This window comes from Pseudomonas sp. Rh2 (genome assembly GCF_040762985.1).
Taxonomy (GTDB): Bacteria; Pseudomonadota; Gammaproteobacteria; order Pseudomonadales; family Pseudomonadaceae; genus Aquipseudomonas; species Aquipseudomonas taiwanensis.
Window position 1 is genome coordinate 412,228 of sequence record NZ_CP142890.1, and the last position, 26,629, is coordinate 438,856.

Annotated in this window: 26 protein-coding genes; 9 read left to right on the forward strand and 17 right to left on the reverse strand. The window is 62.0% G+C overall.

Going from position 1 to position 26,629, the window contains the following annotated elements; translation table 11 throughout:
• Positions 1–18: 18 nt before the first annotated feature.
• Both VXM67_RS01890 and VXM67_RS01895 read right to left on the reverse strand, forming a co-directional pair.
• Positions 19–1,167, reverse strand: a complete 1,149-nt coding sequence (locus tag VXM67_RS01890; RefSeq protein WP_027906660.1) for an FAD-dependent oxidoreductase — start codon at positions 1,165–1,167, stop codon at positions 19–21.
• Positions 1,168–1,199: 32 nt separating this feature from the next.
• Positions 1,200–1,367, reverse strand: a complete 168-nt coding sequence (locus VXM67_RS01895; RefSeq protein ID WP_011536423.1) for a rubredoxin — start codon at positions 1,365–1,367, stop codon at positions 1,200–1,202.
• A 114-nt stretch (positions 1,368–1,481) separates the two neighbouring features.
• Here VXM67_RS01895 and VXM67_RS01900 point away from each other — a divergent pair, with 114 nt between their 5' ends.
• Positions 1,482–2,039, forward strand: coding sequence for a chorismate lyase (locus tag VXM67_RS01900; protein ID WP_023383052.1), 558 nt, complete (start codon positions 1,482–1,484; stop codon positions 2,037–2,039).
• Positions 2,039–2,929, forward strand: a complete 891-nt coding sequence (gene ubiA, locus VXM67_RS01905) for a 4-hydroxybenzoate octaprenyltransferase (protein WP_023383053.1) — start codon at positions 2,039–2,041, stop codon at positions 2,927–2,929. Before VXM67_RS01900 ends, ubiA begins: the two co-directional genes overlap by 1 nt.
• Positions 2,930–3,058: 129 nt before the next feature.
• Here the strand turns inward: ubiA and VXM67_RS01910 are convergent, their stop codons facing one another.
• Positions 3,059–3,430, reverse strand: coding sequence for a hypothetical protein (locus VXM67_RS01910; RefSeq protein WP_023383054.1), 372 nt, complete (start codon positions 3,428–3,430; stop codon positions 3,059–3,061).
• Between the two features lie 171 nt (positions 3,431–3,601).
• Between VXM67_RS01910 and phoB the strand changes: the two genes are divergently transcribed.
• The 3 genes from phoB to VXM67_RS01925 all read left to right on the forward strand — a co-directional run bounded on the left by phoB (position 3,602) and on the right by VXM67_RS01925 (position 7,148).
• Positions 3,602–4,291 carry a phosphate regulon transcriptional regulator PhoB gene (gene phoB / locus VXM67_RS01915; protein ID WP_003253341.1) on the forward strand — a complete coding sequence of 230 codons (690 nt, stop codon included), beginning with the start codon at positions 3,602–3,604 and terminating at the stop codon, positions 4,289–4,291.
• 44 nt (positions 4,292–4,335) lie between these two features.
• Positions 4,336–5,652, forward strand: coding sequence for a phosphate regulon sensor histidine kinase PhoR (gene phoR, locus VXM67_RS01920; RefSeq protein ID WP_367237467.1), 1,317 nt, complete (start codon positions 4,336–4,338; stop codon positions 5,650–5,652).
• Between the two features lie 155 nt (positions 5,653–5,807).
• Positions 5,808–7,148 (forward strand): hemolysin family protein, encoded by a 1,341-nt coding sequence (locus VXM67_RS01925; protein ID WP_023383056.1) that lies wholly within the window; start codon positions 5,808–5,810, stop codon positions 7,146–7,148.
• Between the two features lie 78 nt (positions 7,149–7,226).
• Here the strand turns inward: VXM67_RS01925 and VXM67_RS01930 are convergent, their stop codons facing one another.
• From VXM67_RS01930 to VXM67_RS01965, 8 genes are all read right to left on the reverse strand, one after another.
• Complete coding sequence (locus tag VXM67_RS01930; protein ID WP_367237468.1) at positions 7,227–8,126, reverse strand: peptidoglycan DD-metalloendopeptidase family protein; 900 nt, start codon at positions 8,124–8,126, stop codon at positions 7,227–7,229.
• A gap of 149 nt (positions 8,127–8,275) precedes the next feature.
• Complete coding sequence (locus tag VXM67_RS01935; protein ID WP_023383058.1) at positions 8,276–9,187, reverse strand: response regulator; 912 nt, start codon at positions 9,185–9,187, stop codon at positions 8,276–8,278.
• Positions 9,188–9,352: 165 nt separating this feature from the next.
• Positions 9,353–10,111 (reverse strand): phosphate signaling complex protein PhoU, encoded by a 759-nt coding sequence (phoU, locus tag VXM67_RS01940; protein ID WP_023383059.1) that lies wholly within the window; start codon positions 10,109–10,111, stop codon positions 9,353–9,355.
• Positions 10,112–10,174: 63 nt separating this feature from the next.
• Positions 10,175–11,008 carry a phosphate ABC transporter ATP-binding protein PstB gene (gene pstB / locus VXM67_RS01945; protein ID WP_023383060.1) on the reverse strand — a complete coding sequence of 278 codons (834 nt, stop codon included), beginning with the start codon at positions 11,006–11,008 and terminating at the stop codon, positions 10,175–10,177.
• 72 nt (positions 11,009–11,080) lie between these two features.
• Positions 11,081–12,751: a phosphate ABC transporter permease PstA gene (gene pstA / locus VXM67_RS01950; protein ID WP_023383061.1), complete on the reverse strand. Its 1,671-nt coding sequence runs from the start codon at positions 12,749–12,751 to the stop codon at positions 11,081–11,083.
• Between the two features lie 17 nt (positions 12,752–12,768).
• On the reverse strand, positions 12,769–15,057 hold the full coding sequence (locus VXM67_RS01955) for an ABC transporter permease subunit (protein ID WP_023383062.1): 2,289 nt from the start codon (positions 15,055–15,057) through the stop codon (positions 12,769–12,771).
• Positions 15,058–15,195: 138 nt separating this feature from the next.
• Positions 15,196–16,194: a phosphate ABC transporter substrate-binding protein PstS gene (locus VXM67_RS01960; protein WP_003258169.1), complete on the reverse strand. Its 999-nt coding sequence runs from the start codon at positions 16,192–16,194 to the stop codon at positions 15,196–15,198.
• A gap of 225 nt (positions 16,195–16,419) precedes the next feature.
• Positions 16,420–17,709 carry an MFS transporter gene (locus tag VXM67_RS01965; protein WP_186598618.1) on the reverse strand — a complete coding sequence of 430 codons (1,290 nt, stop codon included), beginning with the start codon at positions 17,707–17,709 and terminating at the stop codon, positions 16,420–16,422.
• A gap of 359 nt (positions 17,710–18,068) precedes the next feature.
• Between VXM67_RS01965 and VXM67_RS01970 the strand changes: the two genes are divergently transcribed.
• Together VXM67_RS01970 and VXM67_RS01975 are read left to right on the forward strand one after the other, a co-directional pair.
• Positions 18,069–18,467 (forward strand): acyl-CoA thioesterase, encoded by a 399-nt coding sequence (locus VXM67_RS01970; RefSeq protein WP_003253317.1) that lies wholly within the window; start codon positions 18,069–18,071, stop codon positions 18,465–18,467.
• Positions 18,468–18,538: 71 nt separating this feature from the next.
• Positions 18,539–19,435 carry a D-hexose-6-phosphate mutarotase gene (locus VXM67_RS01975; protein WP_023383064.1) on the forward strand — a complete coding sequence of 299 codons (897 nt, stop codon included), beginning with the start codon at positions 18,539–18,541 and terminating at the stop codon, positions 19,433–19,435.
• Positions 19,436–19,498: 63 nt separating this feature from the next.
• On the opposite strand, the gene VXM67_RS01980 is transcribed toward VXM67_RS01975, so the two are convergent.
• The 5 genes from VXM67_RS01980 to VXM67_RS02000 form a co-directional block, all read right to left on the reverse strand.
• On the reverse strand, positions 19,499–20,032 hold the full coding sequence (locus VXM67_RS01980) for a DUF3299 domain-containing protein (RefSeq protein ID WP_023383065.1): 534 nt from the start codon (positions 20,030–20,032) through the stop codon (positions 19,499–19,501).
• 47 nt (positions 20,033–20,079) lie between these two features.
• Positions 20,080–20,325 (reverse strand): GlsB/YeaQ/YmgE family stress response membrane protein, encoded by a 246-nt coding sequence (locus tag VXM67_RS01985; protein WP_010955824.1) that lies wholly within the window; start codon positions 20,323–20,325, stop codon positions 20,080–20,082.
• A 96-nt stretch (positions 20,326–20,421) separates the two neighbouring features.
• Entirely contained in the window at positions 20,422–21,504 is a 1,083-nt protein-coding gene (locus VXM67_RS01990; protein WP_186598619.1) for a 5-(carboxyamino)imidazole ribonucleotide synthase, read from the reverse strand.
• Positions 21,505–21,514: 10 nt separating this feature from the next.
• Positions 21,515–22,006, reverse strand: a complete 492-nt coding sequence (gene purE / locus VXM67_RS01995; protein ID WP_023383067.1) for a 5-(carboxyamino)imidazole ribonucleotide mutase — start codon at positions 22,004–22,006, stop codon at positions 21,515–21,517.
• Between the two features lie 214 nt (positions 22,007–22,220).
• Positions 22,221–23,138 (reverse strand): LysR substrate-binding domain-containing protein, encoded by a 918-nt coding sequence (locus VXM67_RS02000; RefSeq protein ID WP_023383068.1) that lies wholly within the window; start codon positions 23,136–23,138, stop codon positions 22,221–22,223.
• A 181-nt stretch (positions 23,139–23,319) separates the two neighbouring features.
• Between VXM67_RS02000 and aspA the strand changes: the two genes are divergently transcribed.
• On the forward strand, positions 23,320–24,744 hold the full coding sequence (aspA, locus tag VXM67_RS02005) for an aspartate ammonia-lyase (RefSeq protein WP_367237469.1): 1,425 nt from the start codon (positions 23,320–23,322) through the stop codon (positions 24,742–24,744).
• A 525-nt stretch (positions 24,745–25,269) separates the two neighbouring features.
• Here aspA and VXM67_RS02010 read toward each other — a convergent pair.
• Entirely contained in the window at positions 25,270–25,485 is a 216-nt protein-coding gene (locus VXM67_RS02010) for a hypothetical protein (protein ID WP_148299942.1), read from the reverse strand.
• 43 nt (positions 25,486–25,528) lie between these two features.
• Between VXM67_RS02010 and VXM67_RS02015 the strand changes: the two genes are divergently transcribed.
• Complete coding sequence (locus tag VXM67_RS02015; RefSeq protein WP_023383071.1) at positions 25,529–26,521, forward strand: AraC family transcriptional regulator; 993 nt, start codon at positions 25,529–25,531, stop codon at positions 26,519–26,521.
• Positions 26,522–26,629 lie beyond the last annotated feature (108 nt).

The following is a 26,629-nucleotide window of genomic DNA, read 5'->3' on the forward strand; positions in this document are numbered from 1 at the left end:
CGACAGAACGCCTGTCATTTACGCCATCAGGGGTGGTAACTGCCGATTCAGGGCCAGTTTCTCCATCACCCCGGCGCCCGTCAGGGCATAGCCCAACAACTGGCCGTCGGCATCGTGGCAGAGCACCTTGAGGTCACGACCCTCGCCGTGCACCCGCCAAATACCCTCCCGGCCCGGAGGTGGCGGCGAGACTACCAGTGGGCAGGCCGGGGTCTTCACTGTGACCGGCATCGGCCCATAACTGACTGTGGTGGGGTTGCCGGCCAGGGTCTGGGCCAAGGCACGGGCACAAGCCATCAGCGGCATCACATACAGCAGGTTGATACCGTCGACCTCGGCGCAGTCCCCCAGCGCGAAGATATTGCCGTGGGACGTACGCAACTGTCGGTCCACCACCACACCGCGATTGGTCTGCAGGCCCGCGGCAGCGGCCAGGTCGATGCGTGGGCGCAGGCCAATGGCGGACACCACCAGTTCGCAGGCGATCACGGTACCGTCCGACAGATGCGCCTCAAGCCCATCACCCGCCCGTTGCAGGCGCGTCAGCACGGGCCCCAGATGAAAGCGTACGCCCAACTCTTGCAGCCCGTCCTGTACCGCCGCGGCGGCAGCCGGATGCAGCAGGGTTGGCATCAATTGCTCGCACGGGGCCACGACATCGACCTGGTAACCACCCAAGGTCAGGTCGTTGGCGAACTCGCAGCCAATCAGCCCGGCACCCAGGATCAGTACGCGCTGCTTGCCCGCAGCGGCGGCGCGAAACCGGGCGTAGTCTTCCAGGTCATTGATCGGGAATACCCATTCACCAGCATCCCCTTCGATGGGCACTTGCACTGTCTGCGCGCCCCAGGCCAATACCAAGTCCCGATACTCGATGGCCTCCTCGCCAATCCACAGGCGCTTGTGGCCTGGGTCGATACCGCTGATGCGGGTATGGGTGCGGATTTCGGCATTGAGCTGGTCGGCCATGGCGCCAGGTTCGGCCATGCATAGGCCGTCGGCATCCTTGTGCTTGGCAAAGCCGGTGGAGAGCATTGGCTTGGAGTAGGAGCGGCCGTCGTCGGCGGTAATCAGCAGCAGCGGCGTCTGGGTATCGAGCTTGCGAAACTCACGGGCCAGGTTATAGCCCGCCAGACCAGTACCGATGATGACCACAGGGGATGACATGTCGTGCTTTCCTCGCTCTTGAACAGGTTCGATCAGCCGATGGCGATCATTTCGAAGTCACTCTTGCCGACGCCGCAGTCGGGGCACAGCCAATCTTCCGGTACATCTTCCCAACGGGTGCCCGGAGCGATGCCGTCGTCCGGCCAGCCTTCGGCTTCGTCGTAGATCAATCCGCAAACAATACACTGCCACTTTTTCATCAGGCTCGTTCCTCAGTCAGGTGGGGCTTTGTAATGGCCCAGCCAGCAGTATGCAAGCAGTCGGGGCAATCATGCTAAGCTCGCCGCCTCTCTGGTTGTAACAAGCATACCGACGTGTCGTACGAAACCCCGCAAGCAGCCGCTGCCGCGTGGCTGCCGTATTCGCAACTGGCAACCGGCCTGGGCCAGCCCATTGTTGACTGGCTGTTCGACGAAGGCTCGCTGACCCGCCGCCTGACCCATCTTTCCCAGAACCACTTCACCGTTACCCCGCTGTTCGAGGGCTGGCAAGCCCTGCGCGAGGACGAATGCCTGGCCCTGGGCATCCCCACGGGGGCCGAAGGCTGGGTGCGCGAAGTGTTCCTGCGCGGCCATGGCGAACCATGGGTCTTCGCCCGTAGCGTCTCGAGCCGCAGTGCACTGGCGCGTGGCGGCCTGGACCTGGAGTCGCTGGGCAGCCGCTCACTCGGCGAGCTACTGTTCTGCGACCAGGCATTCGTTCGCCACCCGATCGAGGCCTGCCAGTATCCACAGGCCTGGTTGCCCGCCGAAGCAGCCCAGGCAAATCTGTGGGGACGACGCTCACGCTTCGAACGCGATGGCCTCGACCTGCTGGTGGCGGAAGTCTTCCTGCCGGCGCTATGGCAAGCGGCCAAGGAGGAAACTCGCTGATGTACCTGCAAATGCTCAAGTCGCTCAATCGCGTCCATCCGCGTGCCTGGGATTTCATACAGCTCAGCCGTATGGATCGACCCATCGGTATCTACCTGCTGCTGTGGCCAACCTTGTCGGCAGTGTGGATCGCCGGCAATGGCTCGCCGACACTGGCCAACGTGCTGATCTTCGGCCTGGGGGTGGTACTGATGCGCGCCGCCGGCTGCTGCATCAACGACTTCGCCGATCGCAAAGTGGACGGCCACGTCAAGCGCACCGCCGATCGTCCCCTGGCCAGCGGCCGGGTCAGGCCACGCGAGGCCGTGGCGCTGTTCGCGATTCTGGTCGGGGTGAGTTTCCTGCTGGTGCTGTGCACCAACAGCAAGACGGTCTGGCTGTCGTTCGGGGCGGTGGCCCTGGCTTTCTGCTACCCGTTCATGAAGCGCTTCACCTACTACCCCCAAGTGGTACTGGGCGCCGCGTATTCCTGGGGTATCCCCATGGCATTCACGGCGGCCGGTGGTGAACTGCCAGCCAGTGCCTGGCTGCTGTACATCGCCAACCTGCTATGGACGGTGGGCTACGACACCTACTACGCCATGGTCGACCGCGACGACGACTTGAAGATTGGGGTGAAATCCACCGCGATTCTGTTCGGCGAGGCCGACCGGGTCATCATCCTGAGCCTGCAGATGCTGTCGCTGGGCTGCCTGTTGCTGGCGGGAAACCGCTTCGAGCTGGGGGGCTGGTTCCACTTGGGGCTGCTGGGTGCGGCGCTGTGCTTCGCCTGGGAGTTCTGGTCGACGCGCAAGCTGGACCGCGAGTCGTGCTTCAAGGCCTTCCTGCACAATCACTGGGCGGGGATGCTGGTGTTCATTGGCGTGGTGCTGGATTACGCCTTGCGCTGAGTTCATCGCAGTCAAGCCGGCTCCTACAGGCAATGCGCGTGCCTTGTAGGAGCGGCCTTATGTCGAGAAAGGGCTGTGCAACAGCCGCAGCAGGTTCGTGATCGACGCGGCGTGTGGGCCCGCAGGACCTCAAGGCTTGGCGATGTGCCAGACGTCTTTCATGCCATCGCCGGTCTTGTCCCCGGCTTTCTTGTCCTTGATGAAGGTGTACAGCGGCTTGCCGTCATAGGCCCACTGCATTGAACCATCGTCGCGGGTGACGTGGGTCCACTTGTCCTTTGGTGCCTCATCGTCCTTCGAGACCATCAGCGGCGGCCAGTTCTTCGCACACTCACCATTGCACATCGACTTTCCACCGCTGTCCTTGTCGAAGGTGTAGAGCGTCATCCCGGCATCATCGACCCACATGCCATCTTTTTCCATGGCATGGTGGGCGGACGCCACCCCCGGGAGCGCCAGGGCAGCGAAAAGGGCCATCCAGCTCAGCGTATGTCGTGTCATTGGAATCACCATTGTTCGGGGGCTATGGGTTCGAAGAGCCGCCGCAGCGGCCCTTTGAAGCCTAGTCCAGTCATGGAATGTCGCCAGAACGGCCAACGCCCTGTCACACAGCTGCAATAATTCCGTTATCTAATGCGGGCCAAGACATCGTTCCTGGGAGAGGTTTTGAGCATGGTTGGCAGAAACATTCTGATCGTCGACGACGAGGCGCCTATCCGCGAGATGATCGCCGTTGCATTGGAAATGGCCGGCTATGACTGCCTGGAAGCGGAGAACTCGCAGCAGGCCCACGCGATCATCGTCGACCGCAAGCCCGACCTGATCCTGCTGGACTGGATGCTCCCCGGCACTTCCGGCATCGAGCTGGCTCGTCGCCTCAAGCGTGACGAGCTGACCGGGGACATCCCGATCATCATGCTCACCGCCAAAGGTGAAGAGGACAACAAGATCCAAGGCCTGGAAGTCGGCGCCGACGACTACATCACCAAGCCGTTCTCGCCGCGCGAGCTGGTGGCACGCCTGAAGGCCGTGCTGCGTCGCACCGGCCCCAGTGACAGTGAAGCCCCCATCGAAGTCGGCGGCCTGCTGCTCGACCCGATCAGCCACCGCGTGACCATCGATGGCAAGCCTGCGGAAATGGGGCCTACCGAGTACCGCCTGCTGCAGTTCTTCATGACCCACCAGGAACGCGCCTACACCCGTGGGCAACTGCTGGACCAGGTCTGGGGCGGCAACGTCTATGTCGAGGAACGCACCGTCGACGTGCATATCCGCCGCCTGCGCAAAGCCTTGGGTGAGGCCTATGAAAATCTGGTACAAACCGTCCGGGGCACGGGTTACCGCTTCTCGACCAAAAGCTGACTAACCCGCAAGCCAGCCGCACGCCGCTGTACAAGGACCGTCAATTGAACCAGAACTGGCACGCGACCCTGATTCGTCACCTGCTGCTACTGATCACCGTTTGCCTGATCGGTGGACTGATCAGTGGCTACTACGGCTGGAGCCTGGCCATTGGCCTGGCGCTTTACCTGGGTTGGACCCTCAAGCAACTGCTGCGCCTGCATGACTGGCTGCGCAACCATCAGCCCGACGAAGCTCCACCCGATGGCTACGGCCTGTGGGGCGAGGTCTTCGACAGCATCTACCACCTGCAGCGGCGCGACCAACGAGTGCGTGGCCGCCTGCAGGCAGTGATCGACCGGGTTCAGGAATCCACCGCCGCGCTGCGCGATGCAGTGATCATGCTCGACAGCGACGGCAACCTGGAATGGTGGAACCGCGCCGCTGAAACCCTGCTGGGCTTCAAGACCCCTCAGGATGGCGGACAACCCGTCACCAACCTGGTGCGTCATCCCCGTTTCAAGGAATACTTCGAGGCCGGGAACTACGCCGAGCCGCTGGAAATCCCGTCGCCGATCAACGACCGCATGCGGGTCCAGTTGCATATCACCCGTTACGGCAACAACGAGCATCTGATGCTGGTGCGCGATGTCACCCGCATTCATCAGCTCGAACAGATGCGCAAGGACTTCGTGGCCAACGTCTCGCATGAACTGCGCACCCCGCTGACGGTGATCACTGGCTATCTGGAAACGCTGCTGGACAACGTCGATGACGTGAACCCACGCTGGGGCCGGGCATTGCAGCAGATGAGCCAGCAGGGCTCACGCATGCAGACCCTGCTCAACGACCTGTTGCTGCTGGCCAAGCTGGAAGCCACGGACTACCCATCGGACAACCATCCGGTGGCTGTGGACACCCTGCTGCAGTCGATCAAGAGCGATGCCCAGGCGCTGTCTGGCCCACGTAACCAGCGAATCAGCCTGGAAGCTGCGCCGGGCCTGCGCCTGAAGGGCAGCGAGGCGGAGCTGCGCAGCGCGTTCTCCAACCTGGTGTTCAATGCAGTCAAGTACACCCAGGACGAAGGCAGCATCCGCATCCGCTGGTGGGCCGATGAACAGGGCGCCCATCTGTCTGTGCAGGATTCAGGTGTGGGTATCGACGCCAAGCACCTGCCCCGCCTGACCGAACGTTTCTACCGGGTCGACTCCAGCCGCGCTTCCAACACCGGAGGTACCGGGCTTGGCCTGGCCATCGTCAAGCATGTGCTGATGCGCCATCGCGGCAAGCTGGAGATCAGCAGCGTTCCGGGGCATGGCAGCACCTTCACCTGTCACTTCGCACCGGCTCAATTGGCCAACGGCAAAGCTGACCAGGACTGACCTGTCGGCGAAGCGTTTGGGCGTGCAGTCGGCCCCAATAGGACCACCACCCTTTGCTTTTGCGCCCTCAGCCGCTACATTGGATCCCCTGTGCCAGCAAAAGCTGGCACTTTATTTTTTAATTTCCCAAAGACGGACCCCGTAAAAACTCCATCATGGACCCTTCCCCTGGTATCAGCCTCACCTCGTTATTCGCCGATTTCGGCATGATCATCTTCGCCCTGCTGCTGGTGCTGCTCAACGGCTTCTTCGTTGCCGCCGAGTTCGCCATGGTCAAGCTGCGCGCTACCCGCGTCGAATCCATTGCCGAACTGCACGGCTGGCGCGGCAGCATCCTGCGCAAGGTTCACAACCAGCTGGACGCCTACCTCTCGGCCTGCCAGTTGGGTATCACCCTCGCCTCCCTAGGCCTGGGCTGGGTCGGTGAGCCGGCCTTCGCCCACTTGCTCGAGCCATTGCTGGCATACATGGGTGTGGACACGCCTGAGCTGATCAAGGCGATTTCGTTCTTCGTCGCCTTCTTCGTGATCTCCTACCTGCACATCGTGGTCGGCGAGCTGGCGCCCAAGTCCTGGGCCATCCGCAAACCGGAACTGCTGTCGCTGTGGACAGCCGTGCCGCTGTACCTGTTCTACTGGCTGATGTACCCGGCCATCTATCTGCTCAACGCCAGCGCCAACACCATCCTGCGCATTGCCGGCCAGGGTGAGCCCGGCCCACACCACGAGCACCACTACAGCCGCGAGGAGCTCAAGCTCATCCTGCACTCCAGCCGAGGCCAGGACCCGAGTGACCAGGGCATGCGCGTACTCGCCTCGGCGGTCGAAATGGGCGAGCTGGAGGTGGTCGACTGGGCCAACTCGCGCGAAGACATGGTCAGTATCGACGCCCATGCGCCGCTGAGGGAGATCCTGGCCCTGGTACGCCGCCACAAGTTCAGCCGTTACCCGGTGTACGACGCCGAGCGCGAGGAGTTCACCGGACTGCTGCACATCAAGGACTTGCTGCTGGAGCTTGCCGAGCTGGAGCACCTGCCCGAGACCATCGACCTGGAAGACCTCTCCCGCCCGCTGGAGCGTGTTTCCCGGCACATGCCGCTGGCGCAACTGCTGGAGCAGTTCCGCAAGGGCGGCGCGCATTTCGTGCTGGTCGAGGAAGCCGATGGCAAGGTAATCGGCTACCTGACCATGGAAGACGTGCTGGAAGTGCTGGTCGGCGACATCCAGGACGAACACCGCAAGACCGAACGCGGCATCCTCGCCTACCAGCCGGGCAAACTGCTGGTGCGTGGCGATACACCGCTGTTCAAGGTCGAGCGCCTGTTGGGCATCGACCTGGACCATATCGAGGCAGAAACCCTGGCTGGCCTGGTGTACGAGACGCTCAAGCGGGTACCTGAGGAAGAAGAAGTGCTGGAGGTCGAGGGGCTGCGTATCATCATCAAGAAGATGAAAGGGCCAAAGATCGTGCTGGCCAAGGTGCTCAAGCTGGATTGACCGACCGTGGCGCCACCCGGCAAGCCGACTCCCGAACCTGCAGGGGCCGGCTTGCCGACGGTGAAGCCCACACCCTCCTCAAGGGTTGCCAGCGGTAAAATCCGGCAGCCCGCCAATCGGCCGGTCGAACTGAAAGGGTATCGACTCCAGCGCCAGCCCCACATTGCGTTGCACCACGAAATGCAGATGTGGCCCGGTGCTGTTGCCCGTGTTGCCCGACTTGGCCAAGGCCTGCCCTACTACCACCTGTTGCCCCTCAGCGACCACCACCGACCCGCGCATCAGGTGCAGGTAGACGCCCATGGTGCCGTCCGGGTGCAGAATACGCACGAAGTTGCCCGACGGGTTGGTGCCCCGCCCACTCTGGTTGTTCTCGATCCTGACCACCACCCCACCCCGCGCAGCGATGATCGGCGTGCCCTCTGGCATGGCGATGTCCATGGCATAGCGCCCCTTAGGGCCGAAGTGGCTGAAACGGCCATTGGGCCCCTGGGTCAAGCGGAACGGTCCGCCTTTCCAGGGGAAGGGATATCGGTAAGCCAGCGAGCGCTGAGAGGGGTCTCCCATGGCGTACTGGAACTGGCTGACATACTTGAGCGGCCCGCCCGGCGCCGCCAGCACCGAGCTCAACGTTTTGCTCGAACGCGGGCCGACGATGGCGCGCACGGTGCGGGGCGCGTTGCCGCCAAAGGCGTTGGCCAGCTTGTCGATACGCAGCTCGACCTGCATCGGTACGTACAGGTCATTTCGCACGACAAAGCGCACACCGCCAGGAAAGGTCTCGGTCTGCAAACGCACCTTGCCCTCGATCCGTTCGAGCATCGGCTCACGCAGCTCGAAGGTTTTCGCGCCGGGGCTGTAACGGTCGGAGTACGAGACCACGCCGAAATTGTCGACGGTCTTGTAGATGGTCATGCCCAGGCTCGACGCCGAAGCCGTGAGCAAGGCACAGAACAGCAGCAGGCGAGAGGCTGGCATGATAGTGGCTTTTTGACAGTTATTGTCTGTCGAAGCCTAGCAGGGGGATTTGGCCGATGGGCTGCAGTTGGTCGGGTGAACAGCCAGCACCCGACAAGCCGGCACCTGGTGGTCGTGCAACCCAAGGCGCCAGCTTATCGACGATGGGCTCAGGCCCCCGGAGTGAAATGCTTCTGCTGGGTGCCGCGCGCGATCAGGCGCGACAGGTAATCCAGCTTCTGTGCATCCTGATCGACGAACTTGAACGTCAATTGCAGCCAATCACTCTCTGGTTTCGGTTCCAGAGCCGCAATCGCATGCAAGTAGCCGTTCAAACGTGCCACCTCGGCGTTCTCGCCCTGCTCCAGGTCCAACACCGCACCTTCTAGCACTTGTGGCAGGACCGCACTACGCCGAACCACCAGCAAGGCTTCCTTGAGGCTCAAGGCCTTGATCACACAAGGCTGTGTACCGCTGGACAACCGCAGCTGCCCCTGACCACGGCCCGTCTGCGCAGCAGCAGCGGCGGTAGTGGGGGTTGGCGCGTTGATCAAGGGTTTGGCAGGGGCCGGGGCTGAGGCAGGCGCGGGCGCCGAGACCTTGGCCGCTTCAGGCTTGCCGCCAGTCAGGGCGCTCAACGAGTCGTTGGCGAATGCCGAGTTGACCCGTGCCTGCGCACCCGCCACCAGGCCTTCGAGTTTGCCGATCTTGGTCAGCGCCTTTTTTACCTTGGTCAGCAGCTGCTCGTTGGTGAACGGCTTGCCGACGAAGTCTGAGACGCCGGCCTGAATGGCCTGGATCACGTTCTCCTTGTCACCACGGCTGGTTACCATGATGAACTGCAGGTTCTTCATCTCGGGCTGCTGACGGCACCAGGTCAGCAGTTCCAAACCGGACATTTCCGGCATCTCCCAGTCGCACAGCACCAGGTCGAACGGTTCTTTGCTCAGCATGGTCATGGCCTTGCGGCCGTTGACCGCATCGTCGATGACCATGCCGGGGAAGGCATTGCGCAAGCACTTCCTCACCAGGTCACGAATGAACGGTGCGTCATCCACGACCAGCACATTGACTTTACTCATCGATACTCCTCTTGAATCCCGGCTAGCATAACGCTGACTGATGGCCATTTGCCAAAACATGGACCACGCCGGGAGTTCTTCACATCATTCGCAGGTGCCTGCTGGCTGCTCGACCGCAAACGAAAACGCCCGGCACAGGCCGGGCGTTGAGGCTCGGGAGCAATCCTATTTATCGTCCGCTCCGGCCGGAACATTAGCGCTATCGGCCGTTCCTTCGACTTCCTCTTTCATGCGCTTGAGGCCCAGGTGGCGCACATCAGTGCCGCGCACCAGATAGATCACCAGCTCCGAGATGTTGCGCGCGTGGTCGCCGATGCGTTCCAGCGAACGCAGGGCCCAGATAACACTCAGTACCCGCGAGATCGAGCGCGGGTCTTCCATCATGTAGGTCACCAGCTCGCGCAGCGCGGTCTTGTACTCGCGGTCGATGGTCTTGTCGTACTGAGCCACCGACAATGCCAGGTCGGCGTCGAAGCGGGCGAACGCATCCAGCGCGTCACGCACCATGTTGCGCACCTGGTCGCCGATATGGCGAACCTCGACATAGCCACGCGGCGATTCGCCTTCCTCGCACAGCTGGATGGCACGGCGGGCGATCTTGGTCGACTCGTCACCAATGCGCTCCAGGTCGATCACCGACTTGGAAATGCTGATGATCAGGCGCAGGTCGGACGCGGCAGGCTGACGGCGAGCGAGGATGCGCACGCACTCCTCGTCGATGTTGCGCTCCATCTGGTTGATCTGCTCGTCCACTTCGCGCACTTGCTGGGCCAGGCCCGAGTCGGCCTCGATCAGCGCGGTAACGGCGTCGTTGACCTGCTTCTCGACCAGGCCACCCATGGCCAGCAGGTGGCTGCGCACCTCTTCGAGCTCGGCGTTGAACTGCTGGGAAATGTGATGCGTAAGGCTTTCTTTGTTGATCATCGTCTCGCTCCGCGAAGAAGCTGCAAGCTTCAAGAAGTTCGTGTCGTTCCCTGGCTTCGGTTGTTAGCCGTAGCGACCGGTGATGTAGTCTTCGGTCTGCTTCTTCGCCGGGTTGGTGAACAGGGTGTCGGTATCCCCGAATTCGACCAGTTTGCCCATGTACATGAACGCGGTGTAGTCCGAGACACGGGCCGCCTGCTGCATGTTGTGGGTCACGATGACGATGGTGTACTTGGATTTCAGCTCGTAGATCAGCTCTTCGACCTTCAGGGTCGAGATCGGGTCCAGTGCCGAGCATGGCTCGTCGAGCAGCAGCACTTCCGGTTCTACCGCGATGGTGCGGGCGATGACCAGACGCTGCTGCTGACCGCCAGAGAGGCCCAGTGCCGATTCGTGCAGGCGGTCCTTCACCTCATCCCAGAGGGCAGCGCCCTTGAGTGCCCATTCGACAGCCTCATCGAGCACACGCTTCTTGTTGATGCCCTGGATGCGCAGGCCGTAGACCACGTTCTCGTAGATGGTCTTGGGGAACGGGTTGGGCTTCTGGAACACCATGCCCACACGGCGACGCAGCTCCGCCACGTCTTCGCCCTTGCGGTAAATGTTGTTGCCGTACAGGTTGATCGCGCCTTCCACGCGGCAACCGTCAACCAGGTCGTTCATGCGGTTGAAGGTACGCAGCAGGGTCGACTTGCCGCAACCGGACGGGCCGATGAAGGCGGTCACGCGCTGCTTGGGGATATTCATCTGCACATCGAACAGCGCTTGCTTCTCGCCATAGAACAGGGACAGGCCCGGTACTTCGATGGCCACGGTTTCTTCGGCCAGGCGCAGGCTCTGCTTGTCGCGGCCCAGGGCCGACATGTCGATGCCGTGGGCGTGGGATTCATGCTGCATGGTCAACTCCATACGCTATCAATGCGTTTCAAAGGGCCGCCCGACGGGCGGGCGGCACGCTTGCAATCAGGTTCAGCTGTCGAGAGCCTTGTACTTCTCGCGCAGGTGGTTACGGATCCACACCGCCGAGAGGTTTAGGGTGGCGATCACCAGCACCAGCAGCAGCGCGGTGGCGTACACCAACGGCCGCGCGGCCTCGACGTTAGGGCTTTGGAAGCCGACGTCGTAGATGTGGAAGCCCAGGTGCATGATCTTTTGATCCAGGTGCAGGTACGGGTAGTTGCCGTCAACCGGCAGCGACGGTGCCAGTTTCACCACACCCACCAGCATCAGCGGCGCGACCTCACCGGCAGCGCGGGCCACCGCGAGGATCATGCCGGTCATCATGGCCGGGCTGGCCATCGGCAGGACAATTTTCCACAGGGTCTCGGCCTTGGTCGCACCCAAGGCCAGGGAGCCTTCGCGCACGGTACGTGGAATGCGCGCCAGGCCTTCCTCGGTGGCCACGATCACCACGGGCACGGCCAGCAGTGCCAAGGTCAACGAGGCCCACAGCAGGCCCGGAGTACCCAGGGTCGGTGCCGGCAGCGCTTCGGGGAAGAACAGACGGTCGATCGAACCGCCCAGCACGTAGACGAAGAAGCCCAGTCCGAACACGCCGTAGACGATGGCCGGAACACCCGCCAGGTTGTTCACCGCAATACGAATCAGGCGGGTCACCGGTCCCTGCTTGGCGTACTCGCGCAGGTAAACGGCGGCCAGCACACCGAACGGGGTGACGATCACGGCCATGATCAGGGTCATCATCACGGTACCGAAGATGGCTGGGAAGATACCGCCTTCAGTGTTGGCTTCACGCGGGTCGTCGCTGAGGAACTCCCAGACCTTGGCGAAGTAGGTGCCCATCTTCGTCATGCCGGACATGGCGTTCGGCTGGATGGCATGTACCACTTTGCTCAGGTTGATCTCGACTTCGCGGCCATTACCGTCACGCGCCACCAGGCTGTCACGGGCAAAAGCCTGGTGCAGACTGGTCAGTCGGTCTTCGATGGCCTTGTAGCGGCTGTTCAGCTCGGCACGCTCGGCGTCCATGTCTGCTTGGGCAGCGGCGTCCAGTTTGCCGTCCAGTTCCAGTTTACGGGCATGCAGGCGCAGGCGTTCGAGGCCATGGTTGATGGCACCAATGTCTTTCTTCTCGAGGCTCTGCAGCTCGCTGTTGAGCTGGTTGGCGCGCTTGAGGCGAGTCTGTAGCTCGTTCCAGGCCGCAGGGCCTTCGGCGACGACCTTGCCCTCTTCCTTGACGCTGACCAGGTAGCCGTAGAAGTTGCCCCACTCGCGACGTTCCAGGGCGATCAGGTCGACCGGCTTCTGCTCGTCGACCAGCCATTCGCCGACCACCCAGGTGAAGTCGCTGCCATTGAGGTCGCGGTTACCGACCTTGATCAGCTCGCGGGTCATGAACTCCGGCCCCTCGTCCGGTACTGGCAAGCCAGCACCCTTGAGACGGGCACGCGGGACTTCTTCTTTCTGTACCACTTCACCGATGACGATATGGTCGGCCTGGCCCGGCACCTTGTAGGTGGCCTGGACCAGGTCGGCCGGCCAGAAGTGGCCCAGGCCGCGCACGGCGATCACCGCCAGCAGGCCGACGGTCATGATCACCGCCATGGCGACCGCGCCACCGCTGATCCAGACGCCTGGGGCGCCGCTCTTGAACCAGCTTTTGAGGGAATCCTTTTTCACGGATCTCTACCTTCCTATCAAAGCGACGAGTATTTCTTGCGCAGACGCTGGCGAATCAGCTCGGCCAAGGTGTTCATGATGAAGGTGAACATCAGCAGCACGAGGGCAGCGAGGAACAGCACACGGTAGTGGCTGCCGCCGACTTCGGATTCAGGCATTTCCACCGCCACGTTGGCGGCCAGGGTGCGCATGCCTTCGAACAGGTTCAGCTCCATCACCGGGGTGTTGCCGGTGGCCATGAGCACGATCATGGTCTCGCCAACCGCACGGCCCATGCCGATCATCAGCGCCGAGAAGATACCCGGGCTGGCGGTGAGGATGACCACGCGGGTCAGGGTCTGCCACGGTGTCGCACCCAGGGCCAGGGAGCCCAGGGTCAGGCTGCGCGGCACGCTGAACACGGCGTCTTCGGCGATGGAGTAGATGTTCGGAATGACCGCGAAGCCCATGGCGATACCAACTACCAGGGCGTTGCGCTGGTCGTAGGTGATGCCCAGGTCGTTGGTGATCCACAGGCGCATGTCGCCGCCGAAGAACCAGGTCTCCATAAACGGGCTCATGTACAGGGCGAACCAACCGATCACCAGGATCACCGGGATCAGGATCGCGGCTTCCCAGCCGTCTGGAATACGCAGGCGGATCGACTCAGGCAGACGGCTCCAGGTGAAGCCTGTGAGGAGGATACCAAGGGGCATGATCACGAACAGGCTGAACACTCCTGGCAGGTGGCCTTCCAGGTACGGGGCCAGGAACAGACCGGCGAAGAAGCCCAGGATCACCGTCGGCATCGCTTCCATCAGTTCGATCACCGGCTTGACCTTGCGGCGCATGCCCGGGGCCATGAAGTAAGCGGTGTAGATGGCGGCGGCGATGGCCAGTGGAGCAGCCAGGATCATCGCGTAGAAGGCGGCCTTCAGAGTACCGAAGGTCAGCGGCGACAGGCTCAGCTTGGGTTCGAAATCGGTGTTCGATGCGGTCGACTGCCATACATACTTCGGCTCGTCGTAGTTTTCGTACCAGACCTTGCCCCACAGCGCGCTGAAGGAAATTTCAGGGTGCGGGTTCTTTAGGCTCAGTGGCAGCAGCTTGCCACCTTCCTCGATGATGATGCGGTTGGCGCGCGGCGACAGCGCCAGGATACCCGGGCCTTCAGCCGCTGGCTCGACCAACAGGGTTCGGTGCGCAGTGCTGTGGAACACGCCCAGTTTGCCTGCCGCATCCAGCGCAATGAAGCCCTTGCGGCGCTCCTCGGCGTCGATCTGGACGACAGGCGCGTTGCCCATCTGGAAGCTGCGGATCAGCTTGAAGCGCGATTCGCCATCGGGGTCACGCGCCATGAACCACTGGCTCAGCCCCCCCTTGGAGTCACCGAAGATCAGCGAGATGCCGCCGACCAGCTGGGCAGTGGCTGTGATTTCGGCCTGGCCGTCTTCAAGCAGCTTGTAGCGGCCATTGAGGCTTTTCTCACGCAGGCTGAAGACGTCGGCAGTGGCGCGACCGTTGATCACGTACAGCCACTGCTGACGCGGGTCGATGAAGATGTTCTTCACCACTTCGGTCATCTGCGGCAGTTCGATGCGGTTCTGCTCGGTGGTGACCTCGCCGGTCATCATGTTCTCGGTGCTCGTCAGCTCGACCACCTGCAGGTGCGAACCGGTGGAACCAGCCAGCAGCAAGGTCTCGCCATTGAGGTTCACGCTTACGTGCTCGAGCGGACGACCCTCGTCATCGAGCACGAACGGCGCCTGGCCGTACGGGAAGTCGATGTCGGGGGTAATGGTTTTCTTGTTGTCCGGGTAGGTGATCTTGTAGGTGTGGTGGAACACCAACGCCTGGCCGTTGGACAACCCCAACACCACCAGCGGGCTGCCCGGCTGGTCGGTACTGATCGAGCTGACCTGGGTGCCAGCTGGCAACGGCAGGTCGACGCGCTTCACTTCGGCACCGGTCTTGGAGTCAAAGAACAGCGCCTGCCCCTTGTCGGAAACCCGCATGCCCACCAGGTTCTGCTCTTCAAGCGCGATCATCAGCGGCTTGCCGGCGTCCTGCTGCAACCAGGTCGGCTCCAGGGCCTTCTTGCTGGTCAGCTCGGCGCCCTGGAACAGTGGCAGCACCACATAGGCCAGGTAGAAGAAGATCAGGGTAATGGCTGCCAATACGGCAAGCCCGCCCACCAGTACATACCAGCGGGTCAGGCGATCCTTGAGGGCGCGCATGCGGCGCTTGCGTTGCAGCTCCGGCGTATTGAAGTCAATCCGCACGGGAGGGGAATTTTGGGTCATTGTGGAGTTGGCCAGATCATTCATGCGCACACCCTAGCGGTCCCGTATGACAAAAACATGACAGTGCGTTGACGCACAAAAGCCCGCCGCTCAGGAACCCTGGCTTCGGACTGGGAATTCGTGGAAAAGGCCGGCATCCGCGCCGGCCTCTTCCTCAATTACTTACTTCTTTGCAACGTTACCTGCGTGGGACAGGCCCAGGTCAGCCAGGGTCTTGTCGACCACTTTGGCCGGCAGCGGGATGTAGCCATCCTTCACCACGACCTGCTGACCAGCTTGCGACAGGACCAGCTTCACGAACTCGGCTTCCAGCGGGGCCAGAGGCTTGTTCGGGGCCTTGTTGACGTAGACGTACAGGAAACGCGACAGCGGGTAAGTGCCGTTCAGGGCGTTGGCTTCGTTGTCCTCGATGAACTCGCCGCCTTCTTTCTTGGCCAGGGCTACGGTCTTGACGCTGGCGGTCTTGTAGCCGATGCCCGAGTAGCCGATGCCGTTGAGCGAGGAGCTGATCGACTGCACGACCGAAGCCGAGCCAGGCTGTTCGTTGACGTTAGGCTTGAAGTCGCCTTTGCACAGGGCTTCTTCCTTGAAGTAGCCGTAGGTGCCGGACACCGAGTTACGACCGAACAGCTGAACCGGCTTGTTGGCCAGGTCGCCGGTCACGCCCAGGTCGCCCCAGGTCTTGACGTCGGCCTTGCCGCCGCAAAGGCGGGTCGAGGAGAAGATCGCATCGACCTGGGCCATGGTCAGGCCTTTGATCGGGTTGTCCTTGTGTACGAACACGGCGAGGGCGTCGACGGCAACCGGGATGGCGGTCGGCTTGTAGCCGTACTTCTGCTCGAAGGCCTGCAGCTCGACATCCTTCATCTTGCGGCTCATCGGGCCGAGGTTGGCGGTGCCTTCGGTCAGCGCAGGTGGCGCGGTGGAGGAGCCGGCAGCCTGGATCTGGATGTTTACGTTCGGATATTCCTTCTTGTAGGCCTCGGCCCACAGAGTCATCAGGTTCGCGAGGGTATCGGAACCGACGCTGGAGAGGTTGCCCGATACACCGGTGGTCTTGGTGTAGGTCGGGATCGCAGGATCGACAGCGGCTACCGCATTGGCGGTTGCAACGCCAGCGGCGGCAAAGGTGAGGGCCGCCATCAAACGCTTCAGTTTCATGCCTTGCTCCTAGCAGGAATATTGGGGGTGTTGGATGGATCGGGCCCAAGTATCTGCAGGCCGCATGAACACGATATGACTTCAATGTGACAATTGGATGAAAGGCCATCACCGGTTGCCGGGATGGCCTTTTCAGGATGTTTCAGAAAGGGGGAACCTTATCGCTGGCAAGCCGGCACCTACAGGGTCGGGGCTTGCCAGCGATCGGAGCGGTACCTCTGCCAATCAGCGTTTGTTGGCGAGCAAATAAAGGCCCACGACCAGACCAACGGCGCACAACCCCGCCACATAGTAGGCGGGCGCCATCGGGCTGACCTTCAGCAGCGCAGTGACCACCATTGGCGTCAAGCCGCCGAAGATGGCGTATGCCACGTTGTAAGAGAACGACAGGCCACTGAAACGCACCACCGGCGGGAAGGCTTTGACCATTACGTAAGGCACCGCCCCGATCACGCCCACGCACAGGCCAGTGATGGCATACAACGGGAACAGCAGGTCAGGCCGGACCGGCAGGCTGTGATAGAAGGTCCAGGAGCTTGCCAGCAGCAGCAGACTGCCAACCACGAACACGCGGCCCGCGCCGAAGCGGTCGGCCAGGCTGCCGGCACCGATGCAACCGAGGCTGAGCAGCACGATCGCCAGGCTGTTGGCCTTGAGCGAGTCGGTGGGGCTGATGTGGTAGATGCTCTGCAGCAACGCCGGAGTCATCAGGATCACCACGACGATACCCGCCGACAGCATCCAGGTCAGCAGCATGGACAGGATGATCGGGCCACGGTGATCGCGCAGTACCGCGCGCAATGGCAGCTCTTCGGCCAGTGCCTTGCGTTCCTGCATTTCGGCGAACACCGGGGTTTCATGCAGCCAACGACGCAGGTACACCGAGAACAGGCCGAACACGCCACCGAGCAGGAATGGGATACGCCAGGCGTAGCCGGCGACTTCCTCGGCGCTGTACACGCTGTTGATCAGGGTCGCGACCAGCGAACCCAGCAGGATGCCGGCGGTAAGCCCCGCAGTCAGGGTGCCGCAGGCATAACCTGTGTTGCGCGCTGGTACGTGCTCGGAGACGAATACCCACGCACCCGGCACCTCACCACCAATGGCCGCGCCCTGGATGACGCGCATCAGCAGCAGCAGGATGGGTGCCCACATGCCAATTTGCGCGTAGGTCGGCAGCAGGCCCATGACCAAGGTTGGCAGCGCCATCATGAAAATGCTCAAGGTGAACATCTTCTTGCGACCCAGCAGGTCGCCGAAGTGGGCCATGATGATCCCGCCCAGCGGCCGCGCCAGGTAGCCGGCGGCAAAGATGCCGAACGTTTGCATCAGGCGCAGCCACTCAGGCATGTCGGCCGGGAAGAACAGCTTGCCGACCACGGTGGCAAAGAATACGAAGATGATGAAGTCGTAGAACTCCAGCGCTCCGCCAAGGGCGGACAGTGAGAGAGTCTTGTAGTCACTGCGGGTCAGCGGCCGCGAAGGCTGCTCGATACTGCTGGGCACGGAGGTCATCGCTCGTTGTTCTCTTGTAGGTCATGCAGACCGCTTGGCACGCGGCTTCTGGATTGGGAGACAGGCGAAGATAGCAAATTGCCGAGGCGCATCGTTAGCGATACAAAATCCATACAGATATTCATCAATGCACGGTCGTCGCTGGCTGTTCTGCTCTATATACTGCCCACTCGTAGGAAAAAGGTTGGTCCAACTGTGGGATGTTGTGCGAAAACGCCGGTCACTATGCTCAGGCGGTTTCGCAGAGTTTCCCTACGGCCGCCCAGCAAAGCGAAATCAGCGTAGTATGTTTCGAGCTGAATCGTTTTCACGGCCTTGCGCCATACCAACGAAGCGTCACGGGTCAGAGGCCCCACCGCATGATTGAGCTCGAACAAGAAGATCCTATTCCGCAAGGCGACCTGGCCTTGCAAATCACCGCACTCCCCCGCGAAACCAACGGTTTCGGCGACATCTTCGGCGGTTGGCTGGTTGCCCAGATGGACTTGGCCGGCACCGCCATGGCCAGCCGCGTCGCCGGCGGCCGGGTTGCCACGGTGGCCATCGATCGCATGGCATTCCTGGTCCCGGTGGCCGTCGGCGCGCAGCTGTCGTTCTATACCCAGACCCTGGAAATCGGCCGCAGCTCGATCCAGATGATGGTGGAAGTCTGGAGCGACGACCCGCTGTCCAGCGAATGGCGCAAGGTGACCGAAGCGGTATTTGTTTTCGTGGCCATCGATGGCAGCGGCCGCACCCGCTCTGTGCCTCGTCGCTGAGCCCGGCGAGCGGTAAACTCATTGCAAGTCACAGGGTCCAAGACCCACAGGCATTCAATGAGACGAGCGCAATGGCTACCTTCAAGGTCGAATCCGAGCAACATGGCGAACTCAACTGCTGGCGCATCACCAGCGACCGCGCCGAACTACTGATCGCCCAGCAGGGTGCGCAGATCCTCAGCTACCAGCGCGTGGGCGAGCCACCGCTGCTGTGGCTGAGCGACCAGGCCATCTTCCGAAAGGACAAGTCGGTGCGCGCGGGGGTGCCAGTGTGCTGGCCGTGGTTCGGCAATCTGCAGCGCAACCCCCAGTCGGTGCAGGCCATGTACCGTGGCGAGCAGCCGCCTGCCCATGGTTTGGCGCGCACGCGTGACTGGCAATTGCTGGGTATCGAAGAAGTTGGCGATGGCCTGCGCATCGAGTTCGAGCTGCCCGAGGCAAAGGGTGAACTGCCCGGCTGGCCTCATGAAGTCGAACTCAAGCTTGTGGTGGAGCTGGACCAGGACCTGACGCTGACGCTGACCAGCTGTAATCAGGGCACTACCCCGGTCACCATCAGCCAGGCCCTGCACAGCTACTTTGCGCTCAGCGATGTGCGACAGGCGCGGGTCGAAGGCGTCGAGGGGCTGAGCTACATCGAGACCCTGGCAGACTGGGAGCAACGCCAACAACAGGGTGCACTGGGCTTCACCGGCGAGACCGACCGCATCTACCTGAACACACCCGCTCGACTGAGCATCGTCGATCCACACTGGAACCGGCGCATCACCTTGAGCAGCCAGGGTTCACGCTCGGCGGTGATCTGGAACCCATGGACCGACCGCGCCCGCGAACTGCCAGACATGGCCGATGATGGCTGGCAACGGATGCTGTGCATCGAGACGGCGAACGTGTGGGATGACGTAGTGGAGTTGGAACCTGGGGCCAGCAGTTCGCTGCAGGTCCGGGTGGGTAGTGACACGATCTGACAGCCTGCGCCTAGCTCATGGGCCTCTTCTAGGGTTCTCTCGCGAAGAGGCCGGCGCAGGCACTCAGAGGTCGGCGTCTTCAACCACCCTCACCTGCCCCGCATCCATCGCATACGCCGCATCGGCCAGGTCATTGCTGACCTTCTCCACCTTCAGCTTGCCGCTGACCCAAAGCGGGGTGTAGATATCGTCGATCTTCAGTCCCTTCGGGTAGCGCACCAGCACCAGCTGGTTGGGCGGCGGCGGTGGCACGTGAATGCAAGCTCCTGGGTACGGCACCAGGAAGAACAAGGTGCTGTTGCCCTTGGCATCGCTTTCCAACGGCACCGGGTAGCCACCCAAGCGGATTTCCCGGCCGTCCATCGCCGCCACGGTCTTGGTCGAGTACATCACCGCCGGCAAGCCCTTGCTCTGCTTGAGGCCGCCCTTGTCGGTGAAGGTGCCCATGGCCTCCGGCGAGTTGTGGTCGATCTCGGGCATCTGCTCGAGCGCTTTCTGATCCGACTTGGGCATCAGCTCCAGCCAGTCGGTCTCGGGCAGTTCGGCATGGGCCAGGGTGCTGGCCAGAAGCAAGGGAATGAGAAAAAAGGCTCGCATGAAATGCTCGGCAACTCGGATGAATTGCCGGGCATTCTACCGCCTATTCAACGCTTCTTGATGAATCCATAGATCACCAGAAGGACGACGGCACCTACCAGCGCTCCGAAGAAGCCTGCAGCCTGGCCCGCCTGGTAGATCCCCAAGGCCTGCCCACCGTAGGTGGCGAGCAAGGAGCCGGCGATACCCAGCAGGATGGTCATGATCCAGCCCATGCTGTCGTCCCCTGGCTTGATGAAGCGCGCCAGCAGGCCAACGATGAGGCCGATGAAGATAGTTCCAATGATGCCCATGGCAGTCCCTCTGCAGTGAAGATGGAACAAGCCAAAGCCTAGACAGCGCTTTGGCTTGTTGCCATTTCAGAGACCCTGCCCGTGGCAGAAGTTCGATCAGTTGCTGATCAGCGCCTCTACCTCGGCGATTTTGCTCTTGAGGGTGGGCATGTCCTGGCAGCGCAATGTGGCGTGACCCACCTTGCGTCCGGCCTTGAAGGCCTTGCCGTAGTGATGCAGGTGGCAATCTTCGATAGCCAAGACCTTGTCGACCGCCGGGACTTCGCCGATGAAGTTGAGCATCGCGCTCTCACCCACCTTGGCGGTCGAACCCAGTGGCAGGCCGGCAACGGCGCGCAGGTGGTTCTCGAACTGGCTGCATTCGGCGCCTTCGATGGTCCAGTGCCCGGAGTTGTGCACCCGCGGGGCGATTTCGTTGGCCTTCAGGCCACCGTCGACTTCGAAGAACTCGAACGCCAGGACGCCCACGTAGTCGAGCTTCTGCAGTACACGGCCAACATAGTCTTCAGCCAGCGCCTGGAGCGGGTGAGCCTCGCTGGCCACCGACAGACGCAGGATGCCGCTCTCGTGCGTGTTGTGCACCAGCGGGTAAAAACGGGTTTCGCCATCCCGGGCACGCACGGCCACCAGCGAGACTTCGCCGGTGAACGGCACGAAGCCTTCGAGCAGGCACGGTACGCTACCCAGTTCGGCGAAGGTGCCGACCACGTCCTCGGGCGTGCGCAGGACCTTCTGGCCTTTGCCGTCGTAACCGAGGGTGCGGGTCTTGAGCACCGCCGGCAGGCCGATGGTGGCCACGGCAGCGTCCAGATCTTGCTGCGAGAGGATGTCGGCGAAGGCTGGGGTCGGGATGCCCAGGTCACGGAACATGCTCTTCTCGAACAGGCGGTCACGGGCGATGCGCAGCGCCTCGGCGCTCGGGTACACCGGTACGAATTGCGACAGGAAAGCCACGGTCTCGGCCGGGACGCTCTCGAACTCGAAGGTCACCAGGTCGACTTCGTCGGCCAGCTGGCGCAGGTGGTCCTGGTCGCCATAGTCGGCACGCAGGTGCTCGCCCAGTGCGGCGGCACAGGCGTCCGGCGCCGGGTCGAGGAAAGCGAAGTTCATGCCCAGCGGAGTACCCGCCAGAGCCAGCATGCGGCCCAACTGGCCGCCACCGATTACACCGATCTTCATGGGTTCAGCCTCAAGCCTGACGTGGATCTGGATTGTCCAGGACGGTCTCGGTCTGCTCTGTGCGGAACTGCTTGAGCGCTGCATGGTACTGAGGGTACTTGGCGCCCAGGATGCTCGCCGACAGCAAAGCGGCGTTAACAGCTCCGGCGCGACCGATAGCCAAGGTAGCAACCGGTACGCCGGCAGGCATCTGCACGATCGACAGCAGCGAGTCCACGCCCGACAGCATCGACGACTGCACCGGTACGCCCAGCACCGGCAGGTGGGTCTTGGCCGCGCACATGCCTGGCAGGTGGGCTGCACCACCAGCACCGGCGATGATCACCTCGATACCACGCCCTTCGGCTTCTTCAGCGTACTGGAACAGCAAGTCCGGGGTGCGGTGGGCGGAAACCACCTTCACTTCATAGGGAATGCCGAGTTTTTCCAGCATATCGGCGGTGTGGCTAAGGGTGGACCAATCGGACTTGGAGCCCATGATCACGCCAACCAGTGCACTCATCGTCGAGCCTCTCCTGCAAGCGCCTTCAGGCGCGCTAAAAGCAACAAGCCACGCAGGTCGACCGGCGTGGCTTGTCATACGGATTCTGAATCGACCTAGCCGGCCGAAGGCGCGGGATTATAGCGTATAGCGAAGCAGCCCGCCCACCCCCACAAGCACATGTCGGATCAAAGGGCAAGCTGTCTCGCGGGACAACTTTTTACCCCCTAATGATTCAGAGTGCAGGGTCCGCCTGGTTACCGGCCGACTCCAGTTTGCGCCACAACAAACGCACGTTGGCCTTGCGCACCAGGGCGCAGCGGTACAAGCGTATTTCCAGCGGAACATGCCACTGGCTACCACCACAGACCACCAGTTCGCCCCGCTCCAGTTCACCCCGCATGGAAAGCCGCGGCACCCAGGCCACGCCCATTCCTTCCAGAGCCATGCTCTTGAGACTGTCGGCCATGGCCGTTTCGTAGACCGTGGTGTAGCGCAGGTTGCGTTGACGTAGCAGCAGGCTCACCGACCGCCCCAGGAAGGCGCCGGCACTGTAGGCGAGCAGCGGCACGCTGCTGTCACCATCGAGGTCGAACAACGGCTTGCGATCTGCGCCCACCGCGCACACCGGCAGCATTTCCGTGGTGCCCATGTGCAGCGACGGGAAGATCTCGGCATCCATCTGCAGGGCGGCATCCGGGTCATAGAAAGCCAGCATCAGGTCGCAGCCACCCTCACGCAAGGCATGCACGGCATCCCCCACGTTGGTGGCGACCAGGCGCGTGGCGATGTTCAACCCATCGTTGCGTAACTGTGCCACCCAACGGGGGAAAAAGCCCGATGCCAAGGAGTGCGCCGCAGCCACCTGGATCACCTCACCCTGCCCACCTTCAAGATGATGTAAATGGCGGAGAACTTCGCTCAACTGGTCGACAACCGTGCGCGCCGTGACCAGAAAAAGCTGTCCTGCCTCAGTCAGCTCGATGGGCGTGCGGGAACGATTCACCAAGGTCAAGCCCAGGGCAGCTTCGAGGCTGCGGATACGACGGCTGAAGGCTGGCTGGGTGACGAAGCGGCGCTCTGCCGCCTGAGAAAAACTACGTGTGGCGGCCAGGGCACTGAAGTCTTCCAGCCACTTGCTTTCGAGGTTCATCGACTACTCCGCAAGGCGTGCACCAAAATGGAACACGCTCGATTGTCAATCGGCGTCACATCAAACCGTATGCCGTTTATGCATAGGTTAGCGTGCAACAGCATTGGCCGCAAAATCGCGGCAGCCCTAGGATTGGCGCCATTCCGGCATGTGCCGGGTCAAAATCGAGATGATATCCATCATGTCCTCCGCTGCATCGTTCCGCGTCGAAAAAGATCTGCTTGGTACCCTTGAAGTCCCTGCCGATGCCTACTACGGCATCCAGACCCTGCGCGCTGCCAACAACTTCCACCTCTCCGGTGTTCCGCTGTCGCACTACCCGAAGCTGGTCGTGGCCCTGGCCATGGTCAAGCAGGCCGCTGCCGACGCCAACCGTGAGCTGGGTCACCTGAGCGATGCCAAGCATGCTGCCATTACCGCAGCCTGCGCCCGCCTGATCAAAGGCGACTTCCACGACCAGTTCGTGGTGGACATGATCCAGGGTGGTGCTGGTACTTCCACCAACATGAACGCCAACGAAGTCATCGCCAACGTCGCACTGGAGGCCATGGGCCACCAGAAGGGTGAGTACCAGTACCTGCACCCGAACAACGACGTGAACATGGCTCAATCGACCAACGATGCCTACCCGACCGCGATCCGCCTGGGTCTGCTGCTGGGTCACGACGCCCTGCTGGCCAGCCTCGACAGCCTGATCCAGGCCTTCGCCGCCAAAGGCAAGGAATTCGACCACGTACTGAAGATGGGTCGTACCCAGCTGCAGGACGCCGTGCCGATGACCCTGGGCCAGGAATTCCGCGCCTTCGCCACCACCATGACCGAAGACCTGCAGCGCCTGCGCTCGCTGGCTCCGGAGCTGCTGACCGAAATCAACCTGGGCGGCACCGCCATCGGTACCGGCATCAACGCCGACCCTGGCTATCAGGCCCTGGCCGTGCAGCGCCTGGCGACCATCAGCGGCCAGCCGCTGGTACCGGCTGCCGACCTGATCGAAGCCACCTCCGACATGGGCGCCTTCGTGCTGTTCTCCGGCATGCTCAAGCGTACCGCGGTCAAGCTGTCGAAGATCTGCAACGACCTGCGCCTGCTGTCCAGCGGCCCACGCACCGGCATCAACGAGATCAACCTGCCGGCACGCCAGCCAGGCAGCTCGATCATGCCAGGCAAGGTCAACCCGGTTATCCCGGAAGCGGTGAACCAAGTCGCCTTCGCCATCATGGGCAACGACCTGGCGCTGACCGTCGCCGCCGAAGGTGGCCAGCTGCAGTTGAACGTGATGGAGCCGCTGATCGCCTACAAGATCTTCGACTCGATCCGCCTGCTGCAACGCGCCATGGACATGCTGCGCGAGCACTGCATCGTCGGCATTACCGCCAACGAACAGCGTTGCCGTGAACTGGTCGAGCACTCGATCGGCCTGGTCACCGCCCTGAACCCTTACATCGGCTACGAAAACGCCACCCGTATCGCCCGCGTTGCCCTGGAAACCGGCCGCGGCGTACTGGAACTGGTGCGCGAAGAAAAGCTGCTGGACGAAGAGATGCTCAACGACATCCTGCGTCCGGAAAACATGATCGCTCCACGTCTGGTTCCGCTGAAGGCGTAACCGACCGCTTGAAACGTCTCACCAGGTCGAGGGACTAGACACCTCTCAACCTTTCAAGGGCCCTAGCGCACGCTTAGGGCCCTTTTTTTATATCAAATTCAACGGGTCGGACGGGTCGTCCTCAGCGTCGAGCATGGCGAGGATGTCACTGTGCTGTGAGTGCCTGGCTCGGGCTTGTAAATCACACCAGCCAATAAGAAAAGTTTGGCGGTAGCTCACTTACCTACGTGAACGTATTCGATTGCTCTTCAAAACAATTGGTCTGTAACCATGCTGCGGTCACCACAACGACTCGTTTCAAACAATATTTCATTTCACACCCCCTAGCGCCGAACGGCGCAAACCGTCGCATCCGCTGAAAATGCGTCTCGGGTGTTTCCTCCGGCCACGGTGGTAAGCGGGCAGCTCAGCCGGGGCCAAGCTGGCCAACCAACCCCAATTCTGCTGCGGCGTCGAACGGTCAGGCTCGGCCAAACTTGGCTCGCCAGGCATCACCCGGAATGCCACTGGGCCAGCATTAGACGATTAGGCGGCCGGCGTCTGGCTATGAAGCGCGCACCATCGGTCGCTGCCCAGGGCGGCCATCAACTCGCGGCGAGTGAATGCTTCGCCATCCAGCAGCACAATGACTTCACGCCCCTGGGCACGCTGCGGGGCCATCCACGGCCACACATCGAGGCCGTATTTGGCGTCGTACCCGTCTAATTCACTTCTATCGCCGTTGTTAAAGTGAAAAGGCACGCTAATTGCTCCAGAATCTGCCCAGCCCAACGGGATTCCGAGCATGCTGCACAGCCACCTCACCACCCTCAACGCGGTTTCGCTGATTCTCAACCTCTTCCAGGAAGAAGGTTGCGAGGCTGCGTCGCTGCTGGCCGGCAGTGGCATAGGCCCGGCAGACCTGGGGCATCCCGATGCGCGCATCACCACCCAGCAGGAGCTGCAGGTCTGCGCCAATGCTGTGGCTCGGCGCGAGGATATCGGCCTGGAATTGGGCCGGCGGATGCATGTGTCGTGCTATGGCATGCTCGGTTACGCCTTGCTCTCCAGTGCCACTTTGGGTGACGCCCTGCGCCTGGCGTTGCGCTACCCGGCACTGCTGGGAACAGTCTTCCAGCTGCGCCTGGTGGATGATGGCCAGCGCGTCTGGTTCAGTGCCAGCGACTACCGCGACAGCCCAGCGCTGGCGGCCTTCAATGCCGAGTTCTGCCTGGTGTCGCTGAAAGTCATCTGCGATGACCTGCTGGGACGCACACTGCCGCTGCTTGGTGCCCGCTTCGAACACCGTCGGCCCGTCTACCATGCGCTCTATACCGGTGCATTCCAGTGTCCGCTGGGTTTCGATGCCGAGGACAATGCCTTCGCCTTCGAGCGCCGCTGGCTAGACACGCCACTGCCACTGGCCGACCCCATCACGCACAAAGCCATGAGCGAGCGTTGCCGGCGCCTGAACCTGGAGTTCACCGGTCGCCAGGCCTGGCTCGGGCGCATTCGCCAATTACTGCTGCAACAGCTGGATGCCGCACCTGGGTTGGACGGCCTGGCGCGGCAGATGAACTGTTCATCGCGCACCCTGCGCCGGCACCTGCAAGCGCTGGGCTGCAGTTATCAACAACTGCTGGATGAGCTGCGCTTCGAGCGGGCCAAGCAGCTGCTGGCCGATGCGCAGATGCCGATCTACCGGATCGCCGAAACCCTGGGATTTAGCGAAACAGCGAGCTTTCGCCATGCGTTCCAGCGCTGGAGTGGTGTGGCGCCAAGTCATTATCGAGGCTGACGGGTCTTATCGCCGGCAAGTCGGCCCATGGGTCGTTGAACGGCCAACGAGCTTGGCCACATCTATCCCCTTTTGGCCGTTTGCGTCGTTCTCCACCCCAGGCCTGCC

Bases quoted from the DNA above. Each gene is read 5' to 3' on its own strand.
- VXM67_RS01985 (WP_010955824.1), bottom strand. From the start codon at position 20,325: ATGGGCATCATTGGAACTATCTTCATCGGCCTCATCGTTGGCCTGCTG.
- VXM67_RS01890 (WP_027906660.1), bottom strand. From the start codon at position 1,167: ATGTCATCCCCTGTGGTCATCATCGGTACTGGTCTGGCGGGCTATAAC.
- phoB (WP_003253341.1), top strand. From the start codon at position 3,602: ATGGTTGGCAGAAACATTCTGATCGTCGACGACGAGGCGCCTATCCGC.
- VXM67_RS01910 (WP_023383054.1), bottom strand. From the start codon at position 3,430: ATGACACGACATACGCTGAGCTGGATGGCCCTTTTCGCTGCCCTGGCG.
- VXM67_RS01895 (WP_011536423.1), bottom strand. From the start codon at position 1,367: ATGAAAAAGTGGCAGTGTATTGTTTGCGGATTGATCTACGACGAAGCC.
- VXM67_RS01960 (WP_003258169.1), bottom strand. From the start codon at position 16,194: ATGAAACTGAAGCGTTTGATGGCGGCCCTCACCTTTGCCGCCGCTGGC.
- VXM67_RS01965 (WP_186598618.1), bottom strand. From the start codon at position 17,709: ATGACCTCCGTGCCCAGCAGTATCGAGCAGCCTTCGCGGCCGCTGACC.
- VXM67_RS02000 (WP_023383068.1), bottom strand. From the start codon at position 23,138: ATGAACCTCGAAAGCAAGTGGCTGGAAGACTTCAGTGCCCTGGCCGCC.
- pstB (WP_023383060.1), bottom strand. From the start codon at position 11,008: ATGCAGCATGAATCCCACGCCCACGGCATCGACATGTCGGCCCTGGGC.
- VXM67_RS02015 (WP_023383071.1), top strand. From the start codon at position 25,529: ATGCTGCACAGCCACCTCACCACCCTCAACGCGGTTTCGCTGATTCTC.
- VXM67_RS01930 (WP_367237468.1), bottom strand. From the start codon at position 8,126: ATGCCAGCCTCTCGCCTGCTGCTGTTCTGTGCCTTGCTCACGGCTTCG.
- purE (WP_023383067.1), bottom strand. From the start codon at position 22,006: ATGAGTGCACTGGTTGGCGTGATCATGGGCTCCAAGTCCGATTGGTCC.
- VXM67_RS01925 (WP_023383056.1), top strand. From the start codon at position 5,808: ATGGACCCTTCCCCTGGTATCAGCCTCACCTCGTTATTCGCCGATTTC.
- VXM67_RS01980 (WP_023383065.1), bottom strand. From the start codon at position 20,032: ATGCGAGCCTTTTTTCTCATTCCCTTGCTTCTGGCCAGCACCCTGGCC.
- phoU (WP_023383059.1), bottom strand. From the start codon at position 10,111: ATGATCAACAAAGAAAGCCTTACGCATCACATTTCCCAGCAGTTCAAC.
- aspA (WP_367237469.1), top strand. From the start codon at position 23,320: ATGTCCTCCGCTGCATCGTTCCGCGTCGAAAAAGATCTGCTTGGTACC.
- VXM67_RS01970 (WP_003253317.1), top strand. From the start codon at position 18,069: ATGATTGAGCTCGAACAAGAAGATCCTATTCCGCAAGGCGACCTGGCC.
- ubiA (WP_023383053.1), top strand. From the start codon at position 2,039: ATGTACCTGCAAATGCTCAAGTCGCTCAATCGCGTCCATCCGCGTGCC.
- VXM67_RS01990 (WP_186598619.1), bottom strand. From the start codon at position 21,504: ATGAAGATCGGTGTAATCGGTGGCGGCCAGTTGGGCCGCATGCTGGCT.
- VXM67_RS01975 (WP_023383064.1), top strand. From the start codon at position 18,539: ATGGCTACCTTCAAGGTCGAATCCGAGCAACATGGCGAACTCAACTGC.
- VXM67_RS01955 (WP_023383062.1), bottom strand. From the start codon at position 15,057: ATGAATGATCTGGCCAACTCCACAATGACCCAAAATTCCCCTCCCGTG.
- VXM67_RS01935 (WP_023383058.1), bottom strand. From the start codon at position 9,187: ATGAGTAAAGTCAATGTGCTGGTCGTGGATGACGCACCGTTCATTCGT.